The sequence below is a fragment of the Brevibacillus borstelensis genome, assembly GCF_036700025.1.
In the GTDB taxonomy this organism is placed as follows: domain Bacteria; phylum Bacillota; class Bacilli; order Brevibacillales; family Brevibacillaceae; genus Brevibacillus; species Brevibacillus borstelensis.
Map to the genome: position 1 here is coordinate 1,360,657 of NZ_CP144922.1, position 17,563 is coordinate 1,378,219.

At 50.0% G+C, this 17,563-nt stretch carries 17 protein-coding genes; 15 read left to right on the top strand and 2 right to left on the bottom strand.

Features of this window, described 5'->3' with window-relative positions; translation table 11 throughout:
• Window positions 1-458 precede the first annotated feature (458 nt).
• The 5 genes from V5G20_RS06265 (at window position 459) to V5G20_RS06285 (ending at window position 3,789) form a co-directional block, all read left to right on the top strand.
• On the top strand, window positions 459-755 hold the full coding sequence (locus V5G20_RS06265; protein ID WP_031933660.1) for a hypothetical protein: 297 nt from the start codon (window positions 459-461) through the stop codon (window positions 753-755).
• 115 nt (window positions 756-870) lie between these two features.
• The gene (locus tag V5G20_RS06270) at window positions 871-1,182 is read left to right on the top strand and encodes a hypothetical protein (RefSeq protein ID WP_338463276.1); all 312 of its coding nucleotides are present in this window, start codon (window positions 871-873) and stop codon (window positions 1,180-1,182) included.
• Window positions 1,183-1,287: 105 nt separating this feature from the next.
• Complete coding sequence (gene istA, locus V5G20_RS06275; RefSeq protein WP_338462884.1) at window positions 1,288-2,505, top strand: IS21 family transposase; 1,218 nt, start codon at window positions 1,288-1,290, stop codon at window positions 2,503-2,505.
• A complete protein-coding gene (istB, locus tag V5G20_RS06280) occupies window positions 2,502-3,281 on the top strand; it encodes an IS21-like element helper ATPase IstB (protein WP_338462886.1) in 780 nt (259 codons plus the stop codon). The genes istA and istB overlap by 4 nt, the downstream gene beginning before the upstream one ends.
• 76 nt (window positions 3,282-3,357) lie before the next feature.
• Window positions 3,358-3,789: a hypothetical protein gene (locus tag V5G20_RS06285; protein WP_338463277.1), complete on the top strand. Its 432-nt coding sequence runs from the start codon at window positions 3,358-3,360 to the stop codon at window positions 3,787-3,789.
• Between the two features lie 291 nt (window positions 3,790-4,080).
• Here the strand turns inward: V5G20_RS06285 and V5G20_RS06290 are convergent, their stop codons facing one another.
• Window positions 4,081-5,295: an IS256 family transposase gene (locus V5G20_RS06290; RefSeq protein WP_338463180.1), complete on the bottom strand. Its 1,215-nt coding sequence runs from the start codon at window positions 5,293-5,295 to the stop codon at window positions 4,081-4,083.
• Window positions 5,296-5,524: 229 nt separating this feature from the next.
• Window positions 5,525-7,576, bottom strand: coding sequence for a methyl-accepting chemotaxis protein (locus V5G20_RS06295; protein ID WP_003392420.1), 2,052 nt, complete (start codon window positions 7,574-7,576; stop codon window positions 5,525-5,527).
• Between the two features lie 396 nt (window positions 7,577-7,972).
• On the opposite strand from V5G20_RS06295, the gene V5G20_RS06300 reads away from it, so the two are divergent.
• The 10 genes from V5G20_RS06300 to sufU all read left to right on the top strand — a co-directional run bounded on the left by V5G20_RS06300 (window position 7,973) and on the right by sufU (window position 17,556).
• Window positions 7,973-8,407 (top strand): hypothetical protein, encoded by a 435-nt coding sequence (locus V5G20_RS06300; protein WP_003392418.1) that lies wholly within the window; start codon window positions 7,973-7,975, stop codon window positions 8,405-8,407.
• 27 nt (window positions 8,408-8,434) lie between these two features.
• The gene (locus tag V5G20_RS06305) at window positions 8,435-8,827 is read left to right on the top strand and encodes a VOC family protein (RefSeq protein ID WP_003392416.1); all 393 of its coding nucleotides are present in this window, start codon (window positions 8,435-8,437) and stop codon (window positions 8,825-8,827) included.
• 229 nt (window positions 8,828-9,056) lie between these two features.
• A complete protein-coding gene (locus V5G20_RS06310; RefSeq protein WP_003392414.1) occupies window positions 9,057-9,398 on the top strand; it encodes a hypothetical protein in 342 nt (113 codons plus the stop codon).
• A gap of 60 nt (window positions 9,399-9,458) precedes the next feature.
• Window positions 9,459-10,466 (top strand): aldo/keto reductase, encoded by a 1,008-nt coding sequence (locus tag V5G20_RS06315; RefSeq protein ID WP_024983053.1) that lies wholly within the window; start codon window positions 9,459-9,461, stop codon window positions 10,464-10,466.
• Window positions 10,467-10,505: 39 nt separating this feature from the next.
• Window positions 10,506-11,246 carry a metallophosphoesterase family protein gene (locus tag V5G20_RS06320; RefSeq protein ID WP_003392409.1) on the top strand — a complete coding sequence of 247 codons (741 nt, stop codon included), beginning with the start codon at window positions 10,506-10,508 and terminating at the stop codon, window positions 11,244-11,246.
• A gap of 272 nt (window positions 11,247-11,518) precedes the next feature.
• Window positions 11,519-13,099: a phosphoenolpyruvate carboxykinase (ATP) gene (gene pckA, locus V5G20_RS06325; RefSeq protein WP_003392406.1), complete on the top strand. Its 1,581-nt coding sequence runs from the start codon at window positions 11,519-11,521 to the stop codon at window positions 13,097-13,099.
• A 698-nt stretch (window positions 13,100-13,797) separates the two neighbouring features.
• Window positions 13,798-14,586: a Fe-S cluster assembly ATPase SufC gene (sufC, locus tag V5G20_RS06330; protein ID WP_003392404.1), complete on the top strand. Its 789-nt coding sequence runs from the start codon at window positions 13,798-13,800 to the stop codon at window positions 14,584-14,586.
• Window positions 14,587-14,606: 20 nt separating this feature from the next.
• On the top strand, window positions 14,607-15,905 hold the full coding sequence (gene sufD, locus V5G20_RS06335) for a Fe-S cluster assembly protein SufD (protein WP_003392402.1): 1,299 nt from the start codon (window positions 14,607-14,609) through the stop codon (window positions 15,903-15,905).
• Complete coding sequence (locus V5G20_RS06340) at window positions 15,906-17,132, top strand: cysteine desulfurase (protein WP_338463278.1); 1,227 nt, start codon at window positions 15,906-15,908, stop codon at window positions 17,130-17,132. It abuts the gene before it with no gap.
• Window positions 17,119-17,556 carry a Fe-S cluster assembly sulfur transfer protein SufU gene (gene sufU, locus V5G20_RS06345; protein WP_003392398.1) on the top strand — a complete coding sequence of 146 codons (438 nt, stop codon included), beginning with the start codon at window positions 17,119-17,121 and terminating at the stop codon, window positions 17,554-17,556. The genes V5G20_RS06340 and sufU overlap by 14 nt, the downstream gene beginning before the upstream one ends.
• Window positions 17,557-17,563: the final 7 nt, after the last annotated feature.

Genomic DNA, 17,563 nt, shown 5'->3' on the forward strand with positions numbered 1-17,563 from the left:
ACAGGATGCGGTTGCGTACTGTAAATTCATTCGGGCTCTACCGTTACGGGTGAGCCTGTTACCTAACGAGCGGATTTACTCCGATGTGACAAATTCAAGATTCAAAAAGCACCCCATGCTTCTGTATGTCTGGTGTGATTCCTACCTATAGAGTGTCTAACCTAATAGGGGAAGACAACTTGAAAGGAGAAATCAATCATGATGCATCCCGTAAAAGAATGCATTCAGAAGCTAGGGCTAACCCATCGGGCGTTTGTTGTTTTGCATGATAATCCTTGGGAAAGATTTCGTAGTTGCTTGTATGGCTACACCGATTCCATCCCCCGCGCCATCCTGAATGTCATGATACAGCATGGCTACGATGAACAGGACGTACAGCGTCAATATCTCTTATGACGGAAATGGAGAGTCGAACAAGAGATACACGCCCCCGCCGCCGCAGAAGGGAGGGCTAACGCATGAAAAGACTGCCGTTAGATACAGTCCTAACCCTAATGCGGCGGGAGAACGTGCTCGGTTATGGCTCTGATATGGACGAACTTGCCTGCATTTTTGCCAAGCATGTTACAGACACTCTCTCGCAGGAGCAAGCCGAACTAAGCCTAGCTCACTACCTCGCCAAATCAACACATAAGGATGTCATTCATCGGAATCAAGTATTAGCGAAAGTTACTCGATTCCTTAATCAGTATGGATGGAATCTATCCGACTATCATAAAGACTACTATCGTAAATATTTTCCGTTGTTTGGCTAATCCATTCCCCGCCGTTGTGCGGGGTTTTTCCTTTTCTACAGGTCTTAACTGTCGTTTATGAAGCTCGTATAAGGAAAGTAGGAACAATATCATTTACAGAAAAGGGATGGTTAGAATGGGTGCATTTAATTGGCTAAATGATGCAATTGATCGATTTAATTATGTCGGTAATGATGGAGCTGTGGAAGGGATTCTCATACCCGAGGGGGAGGAAGGTAATTATGTCCGTTGCTGGGAAGCCAATCTCGGCCATTATCTCCGAACCCCTAACGTATTGCGGCGATGCTTTTTTCTCTCTCCGAATGAATTGTCTGTTCTATGGGAACTAGTGTGGCGGCTTGACGAAAATGGTTATGGAAGCGTTTCGCAAAAAACGATTGAACTCTATACAGGACTATCAAACAAGACTGTTGGGAAAATGATGTGAACGGCACTGTTAAAATCCTCAATAACGGCACTTGAAAATTCCCCACTTTCGGCAGAAAATCTCTCCCTGGAGGAGAGAAATATGCTAAAGAATGGGGAGTTTTACTTGATTAAAGACATGAAACAAAGAGGAATGAGTACCACGCAAATTGCGAACGAATTAGGGAGGGATCGAAAAACAATCCGTAAGTGGTTGAAGAGGGATGAACCTTCGAAATACCAGCGAACCGTCAAAAAAGCAAGCATCCTCGATCCATTTAAACCCTATATCAAAGCGAGAATGGAAGAAGGCTGCTTAAATGCTGTTGTCTTGTTTGATGAAATTAGAGCCCAGGGATACTCAGGACAAATTAGACTCCTTCGTTCCTTCATGGAACCATTGCGCCCCGTCGTTACCTCCAAGGCAACGATCCGTTATGAAACCACACCTGGTAAGCAAGCGCAAGTAGACTGGGGACATTTCAAAGTTGAATGGAATGGTGGATATAAACGACTATACGCCTTTGTCATGGTTTTGGGATACTCGAGAATGTTGTATGTGGAATTTACGGAGAACGAACGGCTGGATACCCTCATCGGCTGTCACTTACGTGCCATGCAATACTTTGGCGGCAGACCGGATACATGCTTGTACGACAATATGAAAACCGTCATTGCAGGTTACGACGACCAAGGCCATGTATTGTGGAATGAACGTTTTTCTCAGTTTGCAAGTCATCACGGCTTTACCCTCCGGCGTTGTGCCCCCTACCGTGCACGAACAAAAGGGAAAGTAGAAAATGGTGTTGGCTATGTGCGAAAGAATTTTTGGCCTCGCGTACAGTCGTTTACCAGCCTGAGTGACTTGAATCAACAAGTACGCCATTGGTTGGATACGGTAGCCAATGTACGGATTCACGGCACCACACATGAAAAGCCGGTAGATCGATGGAAACATGAACAGTTGAAGCCGCTTAACCCGGTTCCGTTCGAAGAAGTAGAACGGCATACTCGAAGAGTATCCAACGATTTGCTCGTTTCTTACGGAGGAAGCAGGTATTCTGTACCCTATACCTATATTGGTCATACGGTACAGGTACAAGATCTCCAGAATGGTCTTATCCGGATCTATCAGGGCAACACGATTATCGCTGAACATCAAAAAGCAGTTCGTTCCAAACAAGTCGTAACCAATAAAAAACACTTCGAGGGGATTCAAACCCAAAGTCGCGTGAAGGCTCCCCAACCTATGCCGCGTCTGGTTTCAAATCCAAGCCCCGAAGTGGTGGAACGTGATTTATCAGTCTACGAGCAGTTTGCTGACGAGGAGGTGATCGTACAATGATGCTCCAGTCCCGTTTAGAAGAAGCCTTTTCGCAAATGGGATGGGTACGAATCCCGGAAATTATTCACCACCACGCAGAAGAAGCTGCTGCTCAGAATATATCGTATTTGGAGTTCTTGGACAAGCTTTTGCAAGAGGAAATCAAGGCCAAGAGGGAGCGATTTATTCGAATGAAGACACGATTGGCTCATTTACCCTACCATAAAACATTAGAGCAATTCGATTTCAGTTTCCAGCCTTCCGTAGATGAAAGACGGATTCGTGATTTGGCAACCCTCCGGTTTGTGCACCAACAGGAGAATCTCATTTTGCTGGGTCCGCCAGGAGTCGGAAAGACCCACTTGTCTGTTGCATTGGCTTTGGAAGCCATTAAGCAAGGTTTGACAGTTTACTTTACAACTGCTCACGATTTGGTACAGACCCTTCAGATTGCCCATCAAAACAATAGTATCAAACAAAAAATGCGGGCTTTTATTAAGCCAAATGTACTGATCATTGATGAAATCGGCTATCGCAAGATGGATGAAACGGCAGCTCATTTTTTCTTTCAAATAGTTTCGGAGCGTTATGAATCTGGTTCGATTATTCTTACCTCGAACAAGTCTTATGGTTCGTGGGGAGAGATATTTGGAGATACGGTACTTGCCACCGCCATCCTTGATCGATTATTGCATCACTCCCACACCATCAACATTAAAGGAGAAAGTTATCGCATAAAGGAGAAGAAAAAAGCTGGTTTCTTTCGACCAGAGACAATTGTAGATAAAACCGAATGAACGGAATTTTCCCGCCGCCAGCCCCCTCGGGGGCATTATTCAAACAAACCTATTGCCTAATATGGGGAAAATTCAAGTGCAGATAATGGGGAATTTTCATTTGCAGTTGACAATGATGAATCAACTGATGAAAAAGGGATTCATACAGAAAAAACGAACAACAGCTACTGATATCATTCGCACATGCAATTTATCGAAGAACCCATATATTCTCGTTAGTGAGGGGGTGCATTATTGGATATCTTTTGTCATAGGAATTTTCTTACCTGACCAAAAAGGAAAAAAACTTGAGAGCCAATTCGATAGTAACGTGTCGGCTTCCTTAGATTTGGTTAGAAAAGTAGTAAAGCAGTTTGTTGGTCAGCCTCGTCAGTATCAGCCTTTTATTGAAAGACTTCAAGCAAATGGGGACTTCAAGGATTTGTATGTGGAAACAATGAGGGACTTACAAGATTATCTAACGGATGCTTATAACGCCAAGGCGTTTCAAATTAACGGCTTAGAATAAAATTTGAACCATACACTTTCAAAACGAAGTTTCTTCGGTAGGTATGGTACAAACATCAAAAGCTATGGAAAGGAGTACATTGGTCTGCCGAAAGTACTTCGGATAATTACTTAAAGAGGGTCTGTCAAGATTTTTGTGTAAACTCAATCAACCGATATATGAACAGGTTTCATCCCCCTAATTGGGACATCTTTTTCGGAGCCAATAGAGTCAAGGGCGTGAGGCGAAGTGAACCCTTGACGCGTTGGTGGAGAAAAAGATAATCCCTTCGGGGATGAAGCCTTTCATTTGTTAACGGATGTACGGCTGTACCCGATCTTCAAAGAAAACGGATAGCTGTAAGAGAATCTGGCCCCAGTTCTGAACTCGTCCCGTCCACTTTCGTAGAACATCCATGGTTACGAGATATAACATCTTCAAAAGGGCATCATCTGTGGGAAACATGGCTTTTCCTTTTGTCACCTTTCGAAGCTGTCGATGATAACTCTCGATCACGTTAGTTGTATAAATCAGCTTTCGAATCTCTGGAGGATATTTAAAGAAAGTGGCAATCTCGTCCCAGTTATTCCGCCAGGAACGAACCATCAAGGGATATTTACTGCCCCAGGTTTGTTCAAACTGCTCAAGCTCTTCCAACGCGGCTTGCTCCGTTGGAGCTTTATAGATGGGTTTTAGCTCGGACGTGATCTTTTTGAGATCCTTATAGGAAACATATTTGATGGAATTTCGGATTTGATGGATGACACACTTCTGAATCTCCGTTTTCGGATAACATGCAGAGATGGCTTCTGTAAAGCCACGAAGATTATCGACGCTTGTAATGAGAATATCCTGGACTCCACGATTTTTCAGTTCGTTGAGGACATGCAGCCAGAATTTTGCCGATTCATTCTCCCCAATCCAGATCCCAAGCACATCTTTATGACCGTCAAGGTCAATACCAATGACCATATAGGCGGCTTTATTGACGATAGCTCCGTCCTGTTTTACCTTAAAGTGAATGGCGTCAAGGAAAACACCAGCATAAACCGCTTGCAAGGGGCGATTTTGCCACTCTTTGATCATCGGTACAATCTTATTCGTTACATTTGATATGAGCGTTGGTGAGACTTCGATGCCATAGAGCTGCTGCAGATGGTCTTGGATATCGCGTGTGGATACGCCTTTGGCATAGAGAGCAAGAATTTGATCTTCGATCCCTGTAACATTGGATTGATGTTTCTTTACAATGTTTGGTTCAAAATCACCCTCTCGATCCCGAGGGACTTGGATGTCGACATCCCCGTACTCAGAACGGACGGTTTTCTTGCTATACCCATTGCGGCTGTTGGTTGTCCGCTTGTTTTTCATGTCATGCTTGGCGTATCCAAGAGAAGACTCGATTTCAGCTTCCAGCATTTCTTGGATTGTGTCTGCGAATAGATCCTTTAACGCTGACTGTACGTCGTCCACTGACTTCATGTTTTTCTCTTTGATCCACTGCTTGATCTGCTCTTTTGACATCATAAAAATCTCCCAACCTTTCTACTCCTAATTGTAGTTTAGAGGTTGAGAGTTTACACAAAATATTTTACAGACTCTGGCAGATCGAGTAAGGGGATATAGTGAATATAGACCGAGGCATCAGAACGAAGATAAAACACCTCAACAAACCAAAAAGGTCATGAGAGCTTTTACGCCCTCATGACCTTCTTTACTGCCAGCCATCAGCCATCCTATCCTCTACTCACCAAGCCTACAACTTAAACGAACGAATCGAATCGTACAGCTCCGTCGCCATCCGGGCGAGCATTGCGGAAGCTGCAGAGATTTCCTGCATCGAAGCGTTTTGCTCCTCGGCAGCGGCGGCTACCGTCTGGGTATTGCCGGCGGATTGCTCCGAGATCCGGGCGATTTCCTGAATAGCCTCGATCATCGTCTCCATCTGCTTGCTGATCTCCGCCATATACGATGAGACTTCATCGGTCTGGCCAAACAGCACGCGGGTCGACTGTGAAATCTGTTCAAAGGCTTGTCCCGTGGTCTGCACATACGTCATTCCTTCCTGCAAGACGTGAGATCCGTTTTGCATGGCGGCGATGACAGCGGTCGTGTCGCTTTGAATGTCTGTCACGATACGGTGTACCTGGTCGGCGGATGCCGCCGTCTGTTCTGCGAGCTTGCGGACCTCATCGGCAACAACGGCAAAGCCGCGTCCCTGTTCTCCGGCCCGGGCTGCTTCGATCGCGGCGTTGAGCGCGAGCAGGTTGGTCTGGGCGGCGATATCCGTGATCAAGGCGATCATCTGCCCGATCTCCTGCGAACGCTGTCCGAGAATGTTGACCACGTCGGAAGTGTGGGTCATCTGGCCCTCGATCAGATGCATTTGCTCAACGGCTTTGCTGGCCATCTGATTGCCTTCGGCTGCCTGATCCCGCACCGTGGAGGTAGATTCGGTGACGGTTTTTACCGCTTCCTCAATTTGCGAAATGTGGGAAGCGATCTGTGTGACGATTTCTGTGCCCCGTGAAGTCGCTTCCGCTTGTTTATCTGCCCCGTAGGCGATGTCCTGCACGGCTTCGGCGATCTGCTCGGTGGCCTGGCTGGTCTGCTGGGCGCTGGCGGTCAGCTGCTCGGATGTGGCCGCGACTTGCTCGGAGTGAAAGCTGACGCGCTGCAGCGTCTCGCGCAACGTAGCGGTCATCTCGTTGAATCTGTTTGCCATTTGCCCCAGTTCGTCGGCTGTGTCCAATTGAATCGTTGCAGTAAAGTCTCCCGAGGCCAGCGACTGTGAAAGCCTGTTTGTTTTGTCGAGCTGTCGGGACAGATAACGGCTGAAAAAGTGAATCACCACGACCAGCACGAGAATTCCGGCGACGCTTGTCAAAGAGAGCTTCCAGAGAAGCGAGTTGACCGGTGCCAATAGCTCCGCGTCTGGCATCACGAGAGCCAGCGTCCAGTTCGTTTGGGGAATTTTGTGAAAATAAACGGTATTGTTGCCGTTTTGATCGGTAAAAGCAGCTTGCCCCTCAGGCTCGTCCAGCAAAGTACGGCTGATGGCCGCCAGTGAAGCGTTCTCGTCAGCGGAAATATTCGCTTTCAACAGCTTGGCGGTGTCGGGGAACGAAAGATAGGTTCCCTCGCTGTCGATCAAGAACGACCAGCCGGTTTCCCCGACTTTGATGTCAGAAACCATCTTTTGAATGCTTCCCAGCTCGAGGTCATCGGTAGTCACGCCCATCAGCTTGCCGTTTTGGTCGTAAAAAGGAGCAGTGACGGTGACCATGGCAGCCTTCATTTTTTCATCGTAATACGGGCGCGAAAAGACGTAGGGCTTGTCGGTAGACGCACCGTTTTTGTACCATTCCTGCCCCGTATAGCCAAAGCTCGGGTCATTGTATTCCTCGGTCATGGTGACTGTGCTTTGTGAGCGTTGGCCATATGTCGAGAAGTACTGGATAGCGGGGTCGTATTTGTACGGCTCCATAAAGATGCCCATCCCAAATGATGTCTCATGCAAAGGTACAGTCTTTTTCAGCAGAGCGTGCAGGTCTTGCAGCTTGTAGGAGGAAGGGGCGATCTCAATGGTCTTTGCCAAAGCCTCGGTCACCTTGCCATGGGATTCCAGTTGGCTTTCAATTCGCGCGCTAACCATGCCAAGCTCTTTGCGCATCTTCTCTCCGATTTCTTCAGTTAGGAGGGAATGCGCGGTAAAGGCCGACACGCCCATCACGAGTGCCAACGTCCCCATGATCACAGGGAGCATGATAGCTAGTGTGCGGGTACGAATGCTTTTAAATCGAAACATGATACCTCTCCTCTCAAAAAGGCGTCTCTATCCTATTCCCAATCTGTGGAAGCTTAAAACCGCCGACTCTAACCATTATACAAAATTGGCAGGATAGGCCTATTGTTGGTAAAATGTTCAAATTAGTCAGAAAACATTGGTCATCCCGGTCATTTTTCGCTACAATAGAAATACGTTCCAACCTTTGCAAACTGGTATCATTTTCGACTAGAGACAACACCTTCTTATACGCTACAATGCAAGAAAGACAAAAGACCGCAAAACTTTTTTGAGAAAGTTGCATTTGCGATTTTTACAGGGAAGGAAACAGAAATGCTTTGCGGTCGGGACTTTTGTTCCTCTGATGGACGAGGGAGAATGGTCATACGTTTTGTTTGGCAAAAAGGAGGGAGAGGCATGAGTTTTTGCTGTGGTGCCGGAATGATAGGCTCGATAGGCTCGGTTCGTCATTACAAGACGCTGGTTCACAACGTGCCGATCATGTTTTGTCCGGTTTGTGATAGAATAGAGGTTCACCCTGCTATTGAGGGAGAATACGAAATTTTGGTGGAATACGCACAAGGGGATCGGGCGCCGGAAGTTGACTTTGCCGATTTCGTTAGTGTTGACAATACATCCGAGTTGTTTGAGAATTGTACCATGACGGATGAAGCGGGCAGCTTCGCCGACGTGCTGAAGCAACAGATTGATATATCGCTTGATTTGCTGGGCGTCGCAAAAGAACTGAAAGACGACGACTGGCGTGAAGCGCTGATGCTCAGGCTCAAACGACTCAGTGATCGTTTGAAGCAATACAACCGACGGAAGGAAATGTCAAAGCGCAGCGCGTGACCTGAGTTGACGTGGGAGGCAGTGTAAATGTTTCATTTGAAAGGCGTGCATCACATCGCGTTAAATTGTCAGGATGTGGTGAAGGTAGCTCGTTTTTTTAAGGATATTTTGGAAGTCCCCATCCCGGAAGAAGACATCGAAGAAGGAGCGCCTATCTACTTTCAAATTGGCACTTACACACGGATTGGTCTCCATGCCTATGAGGGCGAGGAAGGAAAAAACGGTGTCGGGCAAGTGGACCATATCGCTTTTTCCCTGACCAGCCGTGCCGAGCTGGACTATCTGGTAGACAAACTGGAAGCGGAAAATATCTGCTACCGCGGACCGATTACGCGTCCGACCAGCTTCAACCTTTACTTTGAAACGCCGGACGGGCATCATCTGGAGGTCCGGCTGGATAAAGACGAGCTGGATGAATAGATATACGAGAGGCACCTTTGGGAGATGCTGCAGCGTCTCGCAACAGGTGCCTTTTTTGCATGCTCCACAAGACAAGCACAGGCCAATGGGCGTTTCCGTGCAAGCAAAAGCTTGTCGAGAAAAAGGCAAACCGTTTGACAGAGACCGACAGCGCTTCTCACCTCTCGTCAAAGGATTCGACTCTGGCTGCCCAGAACCTTGATGGGAGAAGGCGAAGGGGGCGACGGTGATGAATGGAGAAGGTTTGGATTCCTTGCTGGAACGGGTGGCTGGTCAAATACAAGGCAAAGCTTACTTGAAGGGCATCACAGGCGGCTGGGAGAGATGTGTGGGAATCGTCGCCGAGGATGCACAATCGCGGCATTGCCTGCGCTTTTCGCCGGGGGGAATTACCAGGGCAGGGTGGCAGGAGCCGGTGCACCTGGTGGTGAGCGGACAGGAGCGCGATTTGCAGAGACTGTTTGCCGGTGACGAGCTGCTCTACATCAGTGCCAGACAGTCTGTTACCATAAGAGGGCCGCTGCGGGACCAATTGAAACTCGATGCGCTGCTTCGACTCACGTGCTCGTGAGCGAAGCGGCGCTTCTTATTTTTCAGGCATGCTATAATATCCCAGGGAGGGGTACATGGCGTGAGGACAAGCATACTGGGGAAAACAGGATTGACTGTATCGAAGCTAGGCTTTGGCGCCATGCGCCTGCGGGCCATTAGCCATACGGAAGCGGATCGCGTGATCAATCATGCGCTGGATCGCGGCATTACATATATTGATACTGCCGCGAGTTATGGAGACAGCGAGGAGAAGCTGGGGAGCGCCATCAGCCATCGCCGTTCCGAGTATGTGCTGGCCACAAAGACGATGAAGCGCAGCTACGGGGAGGCAAAACAGGAGATCGAACAGAGCCTTCGATTGCTGCGGACCGACTATGTGGACATTTTGCAAATTCACTACGTGAACTATCCGCAGGAGTACCGGGAGGTCAGAGCGGCAGACGGCGCCATACGCGCGGCGGAGGAGCTGCAGTCGAAAGGATACATCGGGCATATTGGGATTACCGGCCATCGTCCTGAGCTGCTGGCCCGTTGGCTTCGGGATTATCCGTTTGCCACCGTGCTGTTTCACCTGAGCATGGTACAGCCCTTTGCCAAACGGGAGCTGATGCCAATGGCCGAATCGCTGGATGTCGGAATGATCGCGATGAAGCCGATCTCCGGTCCCTTTCTGTCGAAGGTAACGGAGTCGCTGCGTTATTCAGCCGCATCATCAGCCCATGTCGTGCTCTCCGGAATGCAGAGCATCGCCGAGGTAGATGCCAACATCGCGGCGCTGGAGAGAAGCGAAGACGCGGAGGAACGCGCCGCTCTGGAGGAAATGGCAGCGGGGCTGGATGAGCACGGCTGCAGACGCTGCAACTATTGCTCATGTCCCTTGGGGATACGGATTCCGGATACGCTGATTCCTTCGAGGTATCGCCAGAAATACGGGCTTTTGGAAGCGGGGGAACTGATGTGGCAGCAGTCGGCTGACAAGTTTGCGCAGTGTATGACCTACGAGCCGTGCAGGGAACAGCCGCTTTGTCAGCAAGCGTGTCCGTATCATTTGCCGATCCAGGCCGAAATCCGCAGGGCGATGGGGTAGTCTGCGAGATTGAGAAAGGATAAAAGGGGATATGGACAAGTGAGGACCTTTGTCATAAGCGATATTCACGGAATGTATGATGAATTTTGTGAAATGCTTGAACAAATTTCGTTTGACGCCGATTCTGACAAGCTGATTCTTCTCGGGGATTACATTGATCGAGGCTGCAAAAGCAAGGAAGTCGTGCAACGGGTGAAAGCATTGACAGAGCAGCAGCAAGCGATTGCCATCAAAGGAAATCACGATGAGATGTTCCTCGAGTTTCTCTACAGCGGCGAGCCGCAAAAGACGGAACGGTATTTGCGCAATGGCGGCAAAGCCACGCTGGAGAGCTTTTGCGGTACCGACTGGTTTCAAAATGAAGTGACGGACCAGAAGCTCCAGAGTGCCAGGGAGCATATTTTGCAGCACTATGCGGAGGAAGTCGCATTTTTGCAGCAATTGCCCTATTATTATGAGACGAAAGAGCATATTTTTGTGCATGCAGGCATCAATCCGGCGTACGAGGACTGGAGAGAGACTCCTCCCTACGAGATGATCTGGATCAGGGATGCCTTTTATCATCAGCCGGTGAAGGAAGCGCGAACGGTTGTATTTGGCCACACGACTTGCAGTACGCTGCACGAAAAGCCGGATGTATGGTTTGGGGAGAGGAAAATCGGGATTGATGGCGCTTGCGTGTATGGATCTCAGTTGAACTGTCTGGAAATCAAGCCGGATGGGTACGCGGTTCATGTAGTCCGGACCAAAAACCCTCCAAACCTGGCAGAGAAGCAATAAAGGCTGCAGATGTGGCTAGGGAGGCAGCGACGGTCTGTTGCTCTAATCCTTTGCTATTTTCCGCAGGTTCCCTGTTTCCTTGAATGTTGTTTTTCGACAAATGTCATATAATATAGGGAGTCTTGCGTTTGTGGGACGAGCCTTCACATTTTCTTCACACCTAAAAATTAAAATCTTGTAGCTTATTTGATCAAATGTGATATACTAATTGCAAATCAACGATGATTAGAAAACATGTTAACGGATAGATACGGGAAGGAGATCGTTCACACATGGAAACCAAGACGGTTCACAAGCTTGCTGACGTACTGGCTAATACAAAGGTGTATGCAAACTTGCCAGTCGCAAGGCTCGTTGAGATGGCGGTACAGCGCGGCGAAGGCATGATGACAGATAGAGGGGCGCTCAACGCATTGACAGGTAAGTTTACGGGCCGTTCCCCAAAGGACAAATTCGTAGTGGACGAAGCATCCGTACACGATAAAGTAAACTGGGGCCCTGTGAACCAGCCGATTACCCCGGAAAAATTCCAGGTGCTATACCAGGACGTCATGGAATATCTGCAAACAAAAGAACTGTTTGTCTTCGACGGCTTTGCCGGAGCGGACGAAACCTACCGCCTGCCGATCAGGGTGGTCAATGAATACGCGTGGCACAATTTGTTTGCCCGCCAGCTGTTCATTCGCCCGAGCGCGGAAGAGCTGGCAGCCCATAAAGCGGAGTTTACCGTAGTATACGCACCTACCTTCAAGGCAAATCCGGAAGTGCACGGCACCAACTCGGAGACGTTCATCATCACCAGCTTTGAGCAAAAAACCGTTTTGATCGGCGGTACCGAATACGCCGGCGAGATGAAAAAATCGATTTTCAGCGTAATGAACCTGCTTTTGCCTGAACAAAACGTTCTCTCGATGCACTGCTCAGCAAACGTAGGCAAAGACGGAGATGTGGCTCTTTTCTTCGGTCTGTCAGGAACAGGAAAGACAACATTGTCCGCTGACCCGGACCGCTTCCTGATCGGCGACGACGAGCACGGCTGGTCTGACAACGGCGTGTTCAACATCGAGGGAGGCTGCTACGCCAAGTGCATCCGACTGTCCGAAGAAGGCGAACCACAGATCTGGAAAGCGATCCAGTTCGGTACAGTGCTGGAAAACGTGGAAGTCGATCCTGAGACTCGCGAGGCAAATTACGACAGCGACAAATACACGGAAAATACCCGGGCAGCCTATCCGGTCGAAGCCATTCCAGGGGCTGTAATCCCAGGTGTCGGCGGTCATCCGAATGTGATCATTTTCCTGACAGCTGACTCGTTCGGAGTGCTTCCGCCCATCTCCAAACTGACAAGAGAACAGGCAATGTACCATTTCCTGTCCGGATATACAAGCAAAATGGCTGGGACAGAGCGCGGCGTGACCACTCCGCAAACCGAATTCTCCACTTGCTTCGGTTCCCCGTTCCTGCCGCTTCACCCAGTCGTCTACGCGGAAATGCTCGGGAAAAAGATCGATGAGCGCGACGTGCAGGTGTACCTGGTCAATACCGGCTGGACCGGCGGACCGGTCGGCGTAGGAAAACGCATGAAGCTGTCCTACACCCGCGCAATGGTCACCGCGGCTCTGAACGGCGAGCTGGCCAAGGTCGACTATGTGGCAGACCCGACTTTCGGGGTGCAAGTGCCAACCTCTTGCCCGAACGTCCCGGCGGAAGTCCTGCTCCCGCGCAACACGTGGGCGGACAAAGACGCCTACGACAAGCAGGCCCGCGATCTGGCCAACCGCTTTATCGAAAACTTCCAGAAGAAGTTCCCGAATGCAGCCGAAATCGCTGCAGCAGGTCCAAAGGTTCAGTAAGACCGGGAGCAAGGAACAGGGAATAATGAATAGCGAACATGCGTGGCAACGCCGAGTCGGCAATGTGCAGGCAAAGGCGACCTGAAATCGCATGCGAGAAATCAAGCTATCAAGCGATACAGAGAAATATAGGATATTCCTGGGGCTGTCCCTTTGCATCGGTTCAAACTGCTGCAAGAGGGAACAGCCCTTCTTGAATTGCTGGCAATAAGTTGCGGTCGAAGAACCAAGCTGTAGAGATGAAAAAGGAGAAAACGGAAAAGGTCTTTGGGACACCTCCAAGGCGGAATGGAAAAAGCAAAACACGCTTTTAGCGTCCAACTCTGAGACCCCTCAACGTGTCTACTGCTTTTGGACGCGGTTTTGCTTTTGGAATGGAGCCGGACAGTTCAGCTCCCTCGCAGTGGCCCACCGAACCTGCAGCCGTTTTCTCCTTTTTTCATCTCCACCACCAAAGCCGGGACCGCACCAAAAAACATATCCGCAGCCACTTTGAGAGAAATCCGCATGATTTCTCCAAAATTAGCCAAAATAAGCAAATGCCCGGTCAACGAGGTGATACTTTTTAAATATAATGATTTAAAAATTACAGATATGTTTCATTCCTTGATTTATAATTATTCTTATTATAAGATGGGTATTGAGAATGGATTGAGAATAAGTCAACTCATTTTTGAGTGTCATGGAGGGAAAAGAAAATGACAGCAGTACCGCATTTGCAGATAAAAAACCTACGCGCCAAGATTGAAGACAAGGAAATCATCAAAGGTCTCAACCTCGAGATCAAAGGCGGAGAAGTGCACGCGATCATGGGACCGAACGGGACGGGGAAATCCACCCTGGCTTCCACTTTGATGGGCCACCCGAAATACGAAGTAACCGATGGGGAAGTGATCCTCAACGGCGAAGACGTTCTGGAAATGGCAGTGGACGAGCGCGCACGCGCAGGTCTGTTCCTGGCGATGCAATATCCGTCCGAAATCAGCGGAGTTACCAACACGGACTTCCTGCGCTCTGCGATCAACGCACGCCGCGGCGAAGGCAATGAAATTTCGCTGATGAAGTTCATCCGCGAGTTGGACAAGAAAATGGGCGCCCTCGAAATGGATGAAGCTTTTGCCCACCGTTATCTGAACGAAGGCTTCTCCGGCGGTGAGAAGAAGCGCAACGAGATTCTGCAAATGATGATGCTGGAGCCTGCCATTTGCATTCTCGACGAAATCGACTCCGGTCTCGACATCGACGCGCTGAAAGTGGTAGCGAACGGCGTAAATGCAATGCGTTCCGCTGATCGCGGCTTCCTGATCATTACCCACTACCAGCGCCTCTTGAACTACGTCAAGCCTGACTTCGTACACGTGATGATGCAAGGACGAATCGTGAAGTCCGGTGGTCCTGAGCTGGCTGAACGCCTGGAGGCGGAAGGCTACGACTGGATCAAGGAAGAACTCGGCATCGTCGATGAAACCGTCAACGCAAACGTGTAAGAGAAGGAGGCAGCAGTGAGATGAGTGTAGATATACAGCTCCGCTTCGATTCCGAAGCGATCACCGAGTTCTCCAAGGCTAATTCTGAACCTGCATGGTTTTTGGAAAAGCGCTTGGCCGGTCTGAAGGCAGCGGGCGAGCTGCAACTGCCCGTCTTGGAGAAAACGAAAATAGACAAGTGGAATATCGATCAGTTTGTACCGTTCCAAACCTCCGGCAAAGTGGCAACAGCCCAAGAGCTGGACGATCTGGTCAAAGGACAAATCGATGCAGATAGCGTAAAAAGTCTGATCGTGCAGAAAAACGCATCCGTCGTTTTTCAGTCCGCAGACGAAGAGCTGAAGAACCAGGGCGTTATCTTTACCGACCTGGCAACTGCGCTGAAAGAACACGGCGAGCTCGTGCAAAAATACTTGGGCACTGTCGTAAAATATGATGAGCACAAGCTGACCGCGCTGCACACAGCAGTGGTCAATGGCGGCGTTTTCCTCTACGTTCCCAAAAACGTGGAAGTAAGCGTGCCTGTGCAAGCCGTATTTGAAGTGGCAGGCGATGATGCGCTTGTTTGTCCGCACGTGCTGATCGTTGCGGAAGCGCACAGCAAGGTTACTTACGTAGACACGTATGTATCCGGCGAAGGCAAAAATATGGTAGCAAACAGCGTTGTTGAAGTATATGTAGGCGCAGGAGCAACCGTGCAAGTCGCATCCGTGCGTTCTCTTTCCACCGAAGTGCACGACTACTCCTTCCGCCGCGCCAGCGTGGACCGCGACGGCAAGATGGAGTGGATCTTGGGCGAGATGAACGACGGAAACACTGTGGCAAACAACACGACCATCCTCCAAGGGGTCGGTTCTATCGCCGAGACCAAGAGCATCTCGGTAGGTACCGGTTCCCAGCGTCAAAACCTGACATCCCAAGTACAGCATATCGGTACTCATTCCGAGTCCGACATGGTCAGCAAAGCCGTCATGACGGATGAAGCGACCAGCATTTTGAACGGAATCACCAAAATCGAAAAAGGCGCCGAAAAGGCAAATGGCGTACAGGCTGAGAACATTCTCATGCTGAGCGAAAAAGCCCGCGGGGACGCCAACCCTATCCTGCTGATCGACGAGGATGATGTAAAGGCAGGCCACGCAGCGTCCGTAGGCCGCGTCAGCGAAGAGAGCATCTACTACCTGATGTCTCGGGGGATCACCCGTCAGGATGCAGAACGCCTGATTATCCTGGGCTTCCTGGACCCTGTCGTAGCCGAGATTCCGGTTGAAGAGGTTCGCAACCGGCTTCGTCAGGCGCTCGAAAGGAAGTTGGGTTAAATGAATGCCAAGGAGCTTCGGAAATACTTTCCCATTCTTCACCAAGAGGTAAATGGCCACCCGCTGGTGTATTTGGACAATGGGGCCACCTCGCAAAAGCCGATTCAGGTTATCGAAGCAATCGATGCGTATTACAAGGAGGTCAACTCCAATGTGCATCGCGGGGTTCACACGCTTGGAAGCCGGGCCACGGACAAATTCGAGGAGGCGCGCGAAAAAGTGCGTGCCTTCGTGAATGCCCGTGAAACGGCAGAGATCGTCTTTACGCGGGGAACGACCACCGCGGTAAATACGATAGCGTACGGCTATGCCCGCGCTACTCTCAAGCCAGGCGATGAAATTGTGACCACCGTGGTTGAGCATCACAGCAACTTCATCCCTTGGCAGCAGGCGGCAAAGGCTACCGGAGCTACCTTCAAATTCATTCCGCTGGCAGAGGACGGTACGATTACGCTGGACGCTGTCAGGGAAACCATAACCGACAATACGAAAATCGTAGCCATTCACCATATTTCCAACGTGCTGGGCGATACGGCGCCGATCAAGGAAATCGCACAAATCGCCCACCAGCACGGCGCTGTCCTGTTTGTCGACGGGGCGCAAGGAGCGCCGCACACGAAGGTCGACGTGCAAAATCTCGATTGCGACTTTTACACGTTTTCCGCTCACAAGATGTGCGGGCCGACCGGGATCGGCGTGCTCTACGGCAAGCGCGAGCTTCTGGAGAAAACCGAGCCGATGGAATTTGGCGGCGAAATGATCGACTTCGTAGAGTTGTATGACTCTACCTGGAAGGAGCTGCCGTGGAAGTTTGAAGGCGGCACGCCGATCATCGCCGGCGCGATCGGACTCGGCGCGGCGATCGACTTTTTGCAGGAGATCGGCATGGAAGAAATCGAGCGCCACGAGAAAAAGCTGGTGGCGTACGCGATGGAGCAAATGCTCGAAATGGACGGAGTTTCCGTTTACGGCCCCAAAAAGGACCGCAGCAGTTTAATCACTTTCAACCTGTCAGAGGTTCATCCGCATGATCTGGCCACAGTGCTCGACAGCCACGGGATTGCCATCCGGGCGGGTCACCACTGCGCCCAGCCGCTGATGCGCTGGCTGAATGTCACCGCTAGTGCGCGTGCCAGCTTCTATCTGTACAACACCGAAGAAGAAGTGGATGTTTTCCTGTCGGGCTTGAAAAAGGCGAAGGAGTTTTTCGGCAATGTCTTCTCTTGATGATCTGTACCGCCGCGTGATTATGGACCACTACCAGAAACCGCGCAACCGCGGCAAGCTGGAGGAATCGGAAGGACTCATCGTCAATTTGAACAATCCGACTTGTGGCGACAGCATTTCGCTCTCTTTGAAAGTGGAGGACGGAATTGTCTCGGATGCCAAGTTCCTCGGAGAAGGCTGCTCCATCAGCATGTCATCCGCTTCGATGATGACGGACGCAGTCAAGGGAAAGCCTGTAGAGGAAGCGCTCAAGCTGGCTCAGCTCTTTTCCGATTTGATGCAGGGAAAAGAAGTCGACGATTCTGTCGATCTGGGGGACATCGAGGCGCTCTCCGGCGTTACGAAATTCCCGGCGCGGATCAAATGCGCTACCCTGGCCTGGAAGGCGCTCGAGCAGGGAATCAAGCAGGCTGGACATGAATAAATCGTAA

Bases quoted from the DNA above. Each gene is read 5' to 3' on its own strand.
- V5G20_RS06340 (WP_338463278.1), top strand. From the start codon at position 15,906: ATGAATGCCAAGGAGCTTCGGAAATACTTTCCCATTCTTCACCAAGAG.
- sufC (WP_003392404.1), top strand. From the start codon at position 13,798: ATGACAGCAGTACCGCATTTGCAGATAAAAAACCTACGCGCCAAGATT.
- V5G20_RS06295 (WP_003392420.1), bottom strand. From the start codon at position 7,576: ATGTTTCGATTTAAAAGCATTCGTACCCGCACACTAGCTATCATGCTC.
- V5G20_RS06290 (WP_338463180.1), bottom strand. From the start codon at position 5,295: ATGATGTCAAAAGAGCAGATCAAGCAGTGGATCAAAGAGAAAAACATG.
- V5G20_RS06300 (WP_003392418.1), top strand. From the start codon at position 7,973: ATGAGTTTTTGCTGTGGTGCCGGAATGATAGGCTCGATAGGCTCGGTT.
- V5G20_RS06310 (WP_003392414.1), top strand. From the start codon at position 9,057: ATGAATGGAGAAGGTTTGGATTCCTTGCTGGAACGGGTGGCTGGTCAA.
- sufU (WP_003392398.1), top strand. From the start codon at position 17,119: ATGTCTTCTCTTGATGATCTGTACCGCCGCGTGATTATGGACCACTAC.
- istB (WP_338462886.1), top strand. From the start codon at position 2,502: ATGATGCTCCAGTCCCGTTTAGAAGAAGCCTTTTCGCAAATGGGATGG.
- V5G20_RS06270 (WP_338463276.1), top strand. From the start codon at position 871: ATGGGTGCATTTAATTGGCTAAATGATGCAATTGATCGATTTAATTAT.
- V5G20_RS06265 (WP_031933660.1), top strand. From the start codon at position 459: ATGAAAAGACTGCCGTTAGATACAGTCCTAACCCTAATGCGGCGGGAG.
- pckA (WP_003392406.1), top strand. From the start codon at position 11,519: ATGGAAACCAAGACGGTTCACAAGCTTGCTGACGTACTGGCTAATACA.
- sufD (WP_003392402.1), top strand. From the start codon at position 14,607: ATGAGTGTAGATATACAGCTCCGCTTCGATTCCGAAGCGATCACCGAG.
- V5G20_RS06305 (WP_003392416.1), top strand. From the start codon at position 8,435: ATGTTTCATTTGAAAGGCGTGCATCACATCGCGTTAAATTGTCAGGAT.